This window comes from Methylophilus sp. (assembly GCF_035460085.1).
GTDB lineage: Bacteria > Pseudomonadota > Gammaproteobacteria > Burkholderiales > Methylophilaceae > Methylophilus.
In genome coordinates, this window is record NZ_DATHWZ010000078.1 from 1 (window position 1) to 9,339 (window position 9,339).

At 46.1% G+C, this 9,339-nt stretch carries 21 protein-coding genes; all 21 read right to left on the bottom strand.

The features are described 5' to 3' along the window. Window positions 1–37: 37 nt before the first annotated feature. Window positions 38–235, bottom strand: coding sequence for a 50S ribosomal protein L30 (gene rpmD, locus VK958_RS10970; RefSeq protein WP_325241244.1), 198 nt, complete (start codon window positions 233–235; stop codon window positions 38–40). Between the two features lie 2 nt (window positions 236–237). Continuing rightward, entirely contained in the window at window positions 238–744 is a 507-nt protein-coding gene (rpsE, locus tag VK958_RS10975) for a 30S ribosomal protein S5 (RefSeq protein WP_325241246.1), read from the bottom strand. Window positions 745–758: 14 nt separating this feature from the next. Beyond that, window positions 759–1,112: a 50S ribosomal protein L18 gene (gene rplR, locus VK958_RS10980; protein ID WP_325241249.1), complete on the bottom strand. Its 354-nt coding sequence runs from the start codon at window positions 1,110–1,112 to the stop codon at window positions 759–761. A gap of 61 nt (window positions 1,113–1,173) precedes the next feature. Beyond that, window positions 1,174–1,707 (bottom strand): 50S ribosomal protein L6, encoded by a 534-nt coding sequence (gene rplF / locus VK958_RS10985; protein WP_325241251.1) that lies wholly within the window; start codon window positions 1,705–1,707, stop codon window positions 1,174–1,176. Between the two features lie 12 nt (window positions 1,708–1,719). Beyond that, window positions 1,720–2,115: a 30S ribosomal protein S8 gene (gene rpsH, locus VK958_RS10990; protein WP_055827112.1), complete on the bottom strand. Its 396-nt coding sequence runs from the start codon at window positions 2,113–2,115 to the stop codon at window positions 1,720–1,722. A gap of 14 nt (window positions 2,116–2,129) precedes the next feature. Further along, window positions 2,130–2,435 carry a 30S ribosomal protein S14 gene (gene rpsN / locus VK958_RS10995; RefSeq protein WP_325241254.1) on the bottom strand — a complete coding sequence of 102 codons (306 nt, stop codon included), beginning with the start codon at window positions 2,433–2,435 and terminating at the stop codon, window positions 2,130–2,132. Window positions 2,436–2,438: 3 nt separating this feature from the next. Then, entirely contained in the window at window positions 2,439–2,978 is a 540-nt protein-coding gene (gene rplE, locus VK958_RS11000) for a 50S ribosomal protein L5 (RefSeq protein WP_325241256.1), read from the bottom strand. An 8-nt stretch (window positions 2,979–2,986) separates the two neighbouring features. Next, window positions 2,987–3,304: a 50S ribosomal protein L24 gene (gene rplX / locus VK958_RS11005; RefSeq protein WP_055827121.1), complete on the bottom strand. Its 318-nt coding sequence runs from the start codon at window positions 3,302–3,304 to the stop codon at window positions 2,987–2,989. Window positions 3,305–3,321: 17 nt separating this feature from the next. Further along, window positions 3,322–3,690: a 50S ribosomal protein L14 gene (gene rplN / locus VK958_RS11010; RefSeq protein ID WP_019881229.1), complete on the bottom strand. Its 369-nt coding sequence runs from the start codon at window positions 3,688–3,690 to the stop codon at window positions 3,322–3,324. A 203-nt stretch (window positions 3,691–3,893) separates the two neighbouring features. Next, a complete protein-coding gene (gene rpsQ, locus VK958_RS11015; RefSeq protein WP_325241262.1) occupies window positions 3,894–4,151 on the bottom strand; it encodes a 30S ribosomal protein S17 in 258 nt (85 codons plus the stop codon). Continuing rightward, on the bottom strand, window positions 4,148–4,342 hold the full coding sequence (rpmC, locus tag VK958_RS11020; RefSeq protein ID WP_055827124.1) for a 50S ribosomal protein L29: 195 nt from the start codon (window positions 4,340–4,342) through the stop codon (window positions 4,148–4,150). Before rpmC ends, rpsQ begins: the two co-directional genes overlap by 4 nt. A gap of 11 nt (window positions 4,343–4,353) precedes the next feature. Continuing rightward, a complete protein-coding gene (gene rplP, locus VK958_RS11025) occupies window positions 4,354–4,770 on the bottom strand; it encodes a 50S ribosomal protein L16 (RefSeq protein ID WP_055827127.1) in 417 nt (138 codons plus the stop codon). Then, window positions 4,754–5,467, bottom strand: a complete 714-nt coding sequence (rpsC, locus tag VK958_RS11030) for a 30S ribosomal protein S3 (RefSeq protein WP_055827131.1) — start codon at window positions 5,465–5,467, stop codon at window positions 4,754–4,756. Before rpsC ends, rplP begins: the two co-directional genes overlap by 17 nt. A gap of 1 nt (window position 5,468) precedes the next feature. Continuing rightward, complete coding sequence (gene rplV / locus VK958_RS11035; protein ID WP_325241266.1) at window positions 5,469–5,807, bottom strand: 50S ribosomal protein L22; 339 nt, start codon at window positions 5,805–5,807, stop codon at window positions 5,469–5,471. 9 nt (window positions 5,808–5,816) lie between these two features. After that, window positions 5,817–6,092, bottom strand: coding sequence for a 30S ribosomal protein S19 (gene rpsS, locus VK958_RS11040; protein WP_325241268.1), 276 nt, complete (start codon window positions 6,090–6,092; stop codon window positions 5,817–5,819). Window positions 6,093–6,097: 5 nt separating this feature from the next. Then, the gene (gene rplB, locus VK958_RS11045; RefSeq protein ID WP_325241270.1) at window positions 6,098–6,931 is read right to left on the bottom strand and encodes a 50S ribosomal protein L2; all 834 of its coding nucleotides are present in this window, start codon (window positions 6,929–6,931) and stop codon (window positions 6,098–6,100) included. A gap of 11 nt (window positions 6,932–6,942) precedes the next feature. Next, window positions 6,943–7,257, bottom strand: a complete 315-nt coding sequence (rplW, locus tag VK958_RS11050) for a 50S ribosomal protein L23 (RefSeq protein WP_325241272.1) — start codon at window positions 7,255–7,257, stop codon at window positions 6,943–6,945. Further along, window positions 7,254–7,880 (bottom strand): 50S ribosomal protein L4, encoded by a 627-nt coding sequence (gene rplD / locus VK958_RS11055; RefSeq protein WP_325241274.1) that lies wholly within the window; start codon window positions 7,878–7,880, stop codon window positions 7,254–7,256. The genes rplW and rplD overlap by 4 nt, the downstream gene beginning before the upstream one ends. Continuing rightward, window positions 7,880–8,530, bottom strand: a complete 651-nt coding sequence (gene rplC, locus VK958_RS11060; RefSeq protein ID WP_325241275.1) for a 50S ribosomal protein L3 — start codon at window positions 8,528–8,530, stop codon at window positions 7,880–7,882. The genes rplD and rplC overlap by 1 nt, the downstream gene beginning before the upstream one ends. A gap of 138 nt (window positions 8,531–8,668) precedes the next feature. After that, window positions 8,669–8,977, bottom strand: a complete 309-nt coding sequence (gene rpsJ / locus VK958_RS11065) for a 30S ribosomal protein S10 (protein ID WP_011478646.1) — start codon at window positions 8,975–8,977, stop codon at window positions 8,669–8,671. A 58-nt stretch (window positions 8,978–9,035) separates the two neighbouring features. After that, on the bottom strand, window positions 9,036–9,339 hold a 304-nt coding region (locus tag VK958_RS11070; protein ID WP_473964688.1), incomplete at its 5' end, for an EF-Tu C-terminal domain-related protein.

Consider the following 9,339-nt stretch of genomic DNA (forward strand, 5'->3'; position numbering starts at 1 on the left):
TTAGCGCCTTCTGCAGGCTTAATCGTGTTCAATTGCATTATGCTTCAACCTTTAAAAGATAGCTTACAGCATTGATCATGCCGCGGATTTCTGGCGTATCTTGCACTTCAACTGTGTGGTGCATACGACGCAGACCCAAGCCACGTACTGTCGCTTTATGCGCTTCAATACGACCAATCAAACTTCTTACTAACGTTACTTTCAAGTTAGCGTTTTCTTTTTTTGCTTTAGCCATGATTAACCTCTGATTTCTTCTAAGGTCTTACCACGTTTAGCAGCAATTTCAGCTGGTGTGTTCATGGAAGCCAGACCGTTCAAGGTTGCACGCACCAGATTGTAAGGGTTGGAAGAACCAAGACTCTTAGCAATCACGTTTGTGATACCCATCACTTCAAAAATAGCGCGCATCGTGCCACCAGCAATAATACCGGTACCTTCAGCGGCAGGCAGGATCAGCACTTTAGCAGCACCGTGTACACCGGTGACTCTATGATGCAAAGTACCATTCTTCAAGTTCACTTTTACCATGCTGCGGCGGGCTTCATCCATGGCTTTTTGTACAGCCACTGGCACTTCACGTGCTTTACCTTTACCCATACCAACAGTGCCATCGCCATCACCAACTACGGTCAATGCAGCGAAGCTCATGATACGACCGCCCTTAACCGTTTTACTTACACGGTTAACAGTGATCATTTTTTCACGCAAACCGTCAGTTTGCTGCTGTTCAAAATCTTTAGCCATTCTTATCTCACCTATTAGAATTTGAGACCATGTTCACGAGCCGCATCAGCCAAAGCCTTAATACGACCATGATACTTGTAACCTGAACGATCAAAAGCAACGTCAGTGATGCCGGCTTTTACAGCTTTTTCAGCGATACGCTTGCCAATCAAGGTTGCAGCTTCGATGTTGCCACCATTTTTCAGTTGTTGACGCACATCAGCCTCAACGGTAGATGCACTCGCCAATACGCGATCACCAGTTTCAGTAATGATCTGAGCATAAATATTGGTATTGGTGCGATGTACACTCAAACGTGTAACTTTTAACTCGGCGATTTTGGCACGGGTTTTACGTGCTCTGCGCAAGCGGTTATTTACGTTTTTCATTGAATTTACCTTTAATATTGATTCACTGTTCAGGTTATTGTCTAACCTATAAGTGCTTTACTTATTTTTTCTTGGTCTCTTTGATAGCAACCACTTCATCCGCATAACGAACACCTTTGCCTTTATATGGCTCTGGAGCACGGTAGCCGCGGATCTGCGCTGCGACCTGGCCAAGCACCTGCTTATTAGCCCCGGTCAACACAACTTCTGTTGGCGTAGGCGTTTGCACCGTCACACCTTCAGGCATTTTGTGGTTGATCGGATGCGAGTAACCTAATTCAAGATTCAAAGTCGAACCTTGAGCATTGGCTTTGTAACCTACACCAATCAGTGTCAATTTACGGGTAAAACCAGCTGAAACACCTTGCACCATATTTGCAAGCAGGGCACGTATGGTCCCAGACATTGCTCGCGAATGCTGTGTATCTTTATTTGCTTTTACCAACAACTGTTCACCATCACGCGTCACAGAAATATCTGCTGACAACGCTTGGTTTAATTTACCCAGAGGACCGCTTACTGCGATCTCAGCAGGAGAGATAACGACTTCTACCTTGGCAGGAATCGCAACCGGATTTTTAGCAACACGTGACATATCAAACTCCTCTTAGGCCACGATGCACAGAACTTCACCACCGATACCGGCAGCTTGTGCTTTACGATCAGTCATTACGCCACGTGAAGTAGAGACGATAGTTACGCCTAAACCGTTCATCACGCGTGGGATGTTTTGACTACCTTTATAAATACGCAAACCTGGTTTAGATACGCGCTCAATCTTCTCAATCACTGGACGACCAGCGTAGTATTTGAGGCTAATGTTCAAAACAGGTTTACCTTCGTTGGCTTGAACATTGAAATCTTCAATGTAGCCTTCGTCTTTCAATACATTTGCAATTGCGCCTTTAACTTTAGACGCAGGCATTGATACTGTAGGCTTATTCGTACGCTGCGCGTTACGAATACGGGTCAACATATCGGCAATCGGATCACTCATACTCATGTTCTATTCCTCCGTTACCAGCTGGCCTTGGTGACACCTGGTACATGACCAGCCATCATCAACTTACGCAACTCATTACGTGCGATACCAAATTTACTGAACACACCACGTGGACGACCAGTCAATGCACAACGATTACGTGTACGCACTGGGCTGGAATTACGTGGCAAACTTTGCAATTTCGAACGTGCAGCAAAACGATCTTCAACGCTTGCAGTTTGGCTGTTGATAATCTCAACCAATTCAGCGCGTTTGGCTGCATATTTTTTTACGGTTTCGCGACGCTTTTGCTCGCGCTCTGTCATACATACTTTTGCCATGACTTAACCTCTAAATGGGAAACTAAATGCAGCCAACAGTGCTTTTGCTTCTTCGTCTGTTTGTGCTGTCGTTGTAATGGTGATATTCATCCCGCGCAATACATCGATTTTGTCGTATTCAATTTCCGGGAAAATAATTTGCTCTTTAACACCCATGTTGTAGTTACCACGGCCATCAAAAGATTTAGCAGAAATACCACGGAAGTCACGAATACGTGGAATTGCCACAGTAATCAGACGATCGAGGAATTCATACATACGCTCACGACGCAAAGTGACTTTACAACCAACAGGATAGTCATCACGAATCTTAAAAGCAGCAACAGACTTTTTAGCCTTAGTTACGATTGCTTTTTGACCGGCAATTTTTTCCATATCAGAAACTGCGTGCTCCATAACTTTTTTATCAGCTACAGCTTCACCTACGCCCATGTTCAGGGTAATTTTTTCGATACGAGGCACCTGCATTGAAGAGGTATAACCAAATTGTTCAGTCAATTTGGCGACTACTGTATCTTTGTAGAACTGTTTTAAACGTGCCATATGTATTCCTATGCGTCGATAGACTCGCCGCTAGATTTGTAAACACGAATCTTGCGACCATCTTCGAGTACCTTAAAACCAACACGATCAGCTTTTTTAGTTGCAGCGTTATAAATCGCCACATTAGAAATGTCCAAAGGCATTTCTTTGCTGATGATGCCACCAGTAACACCACGCATAGGGTTAGGACGAGTGTGTTTCTTCACCACATTCAGACCTTCCACCACTACATGGCCGGTTGGCAAGACGTTTAAAACAGCACCTGTTTTACCAGCGTCTTTACCTGTATTCAAAATGACTTGGTCACCTTTGCGAATTTTGCTCATTTATCGTCTCCAGCCTATTACAGCACTTCAGGCGCTAATGAAACGATCTTCATGAAGCGCTCACTGCGCAACTCACGTGTCACCGGGCCAAAAATACGTGTACCAATTGGCTCAAGCTTGTTGTTCAACAAGACTGCAGCATTGGCATCGAATTTAACTAAGGAACCATCCGGGCGACGCACACCTTTAGCGGTACGCACAACCACAGCGTTGTATATCTCACCTTTTTTGACGCGACCACGTGGAGCAGCATCTTTAATGCTGACCTTGATGATGTCGCCAATGCTGGCGTAACGACGCTTGGAACCACCCAAGACCTTGATACACTGCACGGAACGCGCACCAGTGTTGTCGGCCACTTCAAGCCGAGATTGCATTTGAATCATGAGAAATAATCTCCAACTTAATCCGTTATAACCACTACAGCCGCCTGTTTTGAACTTTCATTCAAAATCACGTTACGGCCAATAGACCACGGTCAGTATTGGGGTGCCAGCTACATGCCATCTAAGGCGGGCACCGAAAAGTCCAACATTATACAACTAAAAAAACGCTTGTGACAAGCGCTTTTCCAGTTATATTTGAAGCCTTACTTAGCTTCGATTTTGCTTACTACCCAAGACTTGGTCTTTGAGTATGGGCGTGATTCGGTAATTGTTACTAAATCACCTTCATTGCATGCATTTGCTTCATCATGCGCATGAAATTTATTTGATTTAGAAACCACTTTACCAATCAACGGGTGTTTCACTTTACGCTCGACAAGCACAGTCACGGTTTTATCCATCTTGTTGCTTACTACGCGACCAGTCAAACTGCGTACTACTTTCGCCTTTTCAGTCATCATGCTTGTTTCGCCTTCTCAGCCAGCACGGTTTTAACGCGAGCTACATCTTTACGCACTTTACCCAGCTGATCTGCTTTGTTCAATTGTTGAGTTGCCAATTGCATACGCAGTGAAAACTGTGCGCGACGCAATTCAACCAACTCGGTGTTCAGCTCTTCAGCTGATTTTGCTCGAAATTCTGAAGCTTTCATCTCACTACTCCTTAACTGCCGATTTGACGGGTCATGAATGTAGTTTCAATTGGCAACTTAGCAGCAGCCAGTTTGAAAGCTTCGCGAGCCAACTCTTCGCTCACGCCATCCATCTCGTACAACATTTTACCTGGCTGAATTTGAGCGATGTAGTAGTCCACGCTACCTTTACCATTACCCATACGAACTTCAGCAGGTTTTTTAGAAATTGGCTGATCAGGGAACACACGGATCCAAACGCGGCCACCACGTTTAATGTGACGAGTCATCACACGACGTGCAGCTTCGATCTGGCGTGCAGTCAAACGACCACGACCGATCGCTTTTAAACCAAATTCACCAAAACTTACCTTGTTACCAGTAGTCGCAATACCTTTATTGCGACCCTTTTGCATCTTGCGGTATTTCTGTCTAGCTGGTTGCAGCATCTTTAGCCCTCGGCTTTCTTACTTTTTTCTCTGGCTCAGCATCAGCTACGGCAGCATTAGCTGCGTTGTCACCGAAAATCTCACCTTTGAATACCCAAACTTTAATCCCGATAATACCGTAGGTGGTAGAAGCCTCTGCCACGCCATAGTCGATATCAGCACGCAGTGTATGGAGAGGCACACGGCCTTCACGATACCACTCTGTACGCGCAATTTCGATACCGTTCAAACGACCGGAACTCATGATCTTGATGCCTTGTGCGCCCAAACGCATTGCATTTTGCATTGCGCGTTTCATGGCACGACGGAACATCACACGTTTTTCCAATTGCTGGGCAATAGATTGTGCAATCAACGTTGCGTCCAGCTCAGGCTTACGCACTTCTTCAATGTTCAGATGCACTGGAACGCCCATCAAACCTTGCAGAGAAGAACGTAAAGACTCAATGTCTTCACCTTTTTTACCAATCACCACACCTGGACGGGCACTGTGAATGGTAATTTTTGCATTTTTAGCCGGGCGCTCGATGATGATTTTGCTTACAGCGGCGCTAGCTAGTTTTTTGTTCAGAAACTCACGTACCTTGATGTCGCCTTGCAACATCGCAGGGAAGTTCTGGCTATTTGAGTACCAACGTGACGCCCAGTTTTTCTGAACGCTCAAACGGAACCCAATTGGATGAATTTTCTGTCCCATATTATTCCTTTGAGTCACCGACTGTCACATGAATGTGGCATGTTGGTTTCGTAATACGACCAGCGCGACCTTTTGCACGTGCACGGATACGTTTCATGACAATGCCTTTATCAACGTAGATTGAAGTTACCTTCAATGCATCGATATCAGCCCCATTGTTATGCTCGGCATTGGCAATCGCAGATAACACCACTTTTTTGATAATCTCGGCACCTCGTTTAGGCGTGAACTCAAGAATATTCAAAGCGTGATCTACTTTCTTGCCACGTACCAAGTCGGCCACCAGACGCGCTTTTTGCGGAGAAAGGTGTACGCCTTTTAAAATTGCAGTAACTTGCATATCAGCCCTTTACTTCTTCGCTTTTCTATCAGCCGCGTGCCCTTTGAAAGTGCGTGTTAACGCAAATTCGCCGAGTTTGTGACCAACCATGTTTTCAGAAATCAACACAGGCACATGCTGTCTACCATTGTGCACTGCGATGGTTAAACCAATAAAGTCTGGCAATACAGTCGAACGACGAGACCAAGTTTTGATTGGTTTTCTATCGCGGTTCGCTGACGCAATTTCGACTTTTTTAGCCAAGTGAGCGTCCACAAATGGACCTTTTTTAATAGAACGTGCCATGGCGATTACCTTACATTTCTCGGACGACGACTTACGCGCATGTTATCAGTACGCTTATTCTTACGTGTACGATAACCCTTAGTTTTCTGACCCCATGGTGAAACCGGGTTCATACCTGCAGCAGTACGGCCTTCACCACCGCCGTGCGGGTGATCAACCGGGTTCATCACCACACCGCGAACGGTTGGGCGAACACCACGCCAGCGCATCGCACCAGCTTTACCGATAGAACGCAATGAATGCTCTTCGTTACCCACTTCACCCAAGGTTGCCTTGCAATCTACGTGTACACGGCGAACCTCACCGGAGCGCAAACGCAACTGGGCGTAAGCACCTTCACGCGCCAGCAACTGGACAGAAGTACCGGCTGAACGTGCAATTTGCGCACCTTTGCCAGGTTGGATTTCGATACAATGAATCGTGCTACCGACCGGGATGTTACGCAATGGCAATGCATTACCAGCACGGATAGGTGCTTCAGAACCGCTTACCAGTTGTGCACCGGCAGCAATGCCACGGGGCGCAATGATGTAACGACGCTCGCCATCCGCATAGCACAGCAACGCGATGTTGGCTGTACGGTTTGGATCGTACTCGATACGCTCTACAGTTGCAGGAATACCATCCTTGTTACGACGGAAGTCGATCACACGGTAATGCTGCTTATGACCACCACCTTGGTGACGGGTTGTAATGCGGCCGTTGTTATTACGACCAGCATTTTTACTTTGACTTTCCAACAGCGGCGCGTAAGGCTTGCCTTTGTGCAGATCAGGTGTGACAACCTTCAATACACCACGACGACCGGGGGAAGTTGGTTTGACTTTAACTAATGCCATATCTTCTCTCCTTATTCGCCAGCTGCAAAGTTAATTTCTTGACCTGGTTTCAGGCTAACGTAAGCCTTTTTCCAGTCACTACGCTTACCAGCACGGCGGCCAGCACGCTTCACTTTACCTGCAACATTAATCACAGACACAGAAGCCACTTCGACCTTGAATACCAATTCAACTGCAGCCTTGATTTCAGGCTTGGTTGCATCAGTACGTACTTTAAAAGCAATTTGCTGATGCTTGTCAGCAATAAACGTTGCCTTCTCGGTAATTTGTGGTGCCAAAATCACTTGCAATAAACGATCTTGAGTTTTGGTTGCTGCGGTAATCATGCCAAGATCTCCTCAAGTTTTTTCACTGCACCAGCAGTGACCAAAACGTTAGGGAAACGCACTAGGCTGACCGGGTCAGCAAATTGCGCCTCAACTACCAAAACGTTTGGAAGGTTACGGGAAGACAAGTACAAATTCTCATCAAAACCATCGATCAGCACCAATACGCCACCGTCAACACCCAGTGCATTGATTTTCTGTACCAATTGTTTTGTTTTTGGTGTGTCGATAGTAAATGTATCAACCACTTTCAAACGATCCTGACGAACCAGCTCAGACAAAATAGTCTGCATGCCTGCACGGTAAGCCTTACGGTTTACTTTGTGGCTGTAGTTTTCGTTAGGGCTGTTAGGGAATGCACGACCACCTCCGCGCCAGATCGGGCTGGAAGTCATACCAGCACGAGCGTTACCAGTACCCTTTTGCGCATATGGCTTATGGGTAGTATGGGCAACGGTAGCACGTGTTTTCTGTGCACGGGTTGCTGTACGGGCATTCGCCATGTAAGCAACGACCACTTCATGCACCAGTGATTCGTTAAATTCACGACCGAAAGTTACATCAGACGCATCCACACCTTTTTTAGCAACTTTGCCGTTCAGATCAATCAGCTTTAATTCCATTATGCAGCCCCTTTCGCTTTGATGGCTGGACGTACAACAACATTGCCACCTTTGGAGCCGGGTACGGAACCTTTAATCAATAACAGATTACGCTCAACGTCTACACGAACGATTTCCAGGTTTTGGGTAGTAACTTTGATGTCACCCAAATGACCAGGCATGCGTTTACCAGGGAATACTCGACCTGGATCCTGCGCCATACCGATAGAACCCGGTACGTTATGTGAACGAGAGTTACCGTGAGAAGCACGGTTAGATGAGAAGTTATGACGCTTGATCGCACCGGCAAAACCCTTACCGATGGATGTACCAGTCACGTCTACCAACTGACCCACGGAGAAAATATCAACAGTGATATTTCCACCGACCTGGAAGTTGGCCAGAACATCTTCAACCACATTAAATTCTTTGATACCAGCACCAGCAGTTACGCCAGCCTTGGCAAAGTGTCCAGTCAACGCTTTGTTGATACGGCTAGCACGACGCTCACCGTATGCAACCTGCAGGCCTGTATAGCCATCAGTTGCAACTGTCTTTACTTGTGTCACGCGGTTAGGGATCACTTCCAGCACAGTTACAGGAACGCTTGCGCCTTCATCTGTAAAAATGCGGGTCATGCCCACCTTGCGACCAATAAGCCCTAAGCTCATGATCAGTTCCTTATAATAGTTTAAAGTAGACGATTACAATTGACCGTCCACCGAAGAGCGCGGATTATACCGGACTATTCTTGATTTGACAACAGCCTTTTGTTTTAAAAGGCCATTCCCAGAATGACAACTTTAGAATTAAAGCTTGATTTCTACATCCACACCAGCTGGAAGATCCAGCTTCATCAATGCATCTACTGTTTTATCAGTAGGGTCAACGATGTCCATCAGACGTTGATGAGTACGGATTTCAAATTGGTCACGTGAAGTTTTGTTCACGTGCGGGGAACGCAGAATATCAAAGCGCTCAATACGAGTCGGCAATGGTACCGGACCTTTTACTACAGCACCTGTACGTTTCGCAGTTTCAACGATTTCCAGAGCAGATTGATCAATCAGACGATAATCAAAAGCTTTCAGACGGATACGAATTTTTTGAGCTGCCATGGTTTTTTCCTTTAAAGAGCAAAAACGGCAGGAAATTCCTGCCGCCTGTAAAAATTAATTACTCGATGATTTTAGCGACAACGCCAGCACCAACGGTACGACCACCTTCACGGATAGCGAAGCGTAAGCCATCTTCCATCGCGATAGGCGCAATCAGCGCTACTGAGATAGAGACGTTATCACCAGGCATCACCATTTCGGTACCTGCCGGCAATTCAACTGCACCAGTCACGTCAGTCGTACGGAAGTAGAACTGTGGACGATAGCCGTTGAAGAATGGTGTATGACGACCACCTTCATCTTTACCCAACACATAGATCTCGGCTGAGAATTTAGTGTGTGGCTTGATAGAACCTGATTTA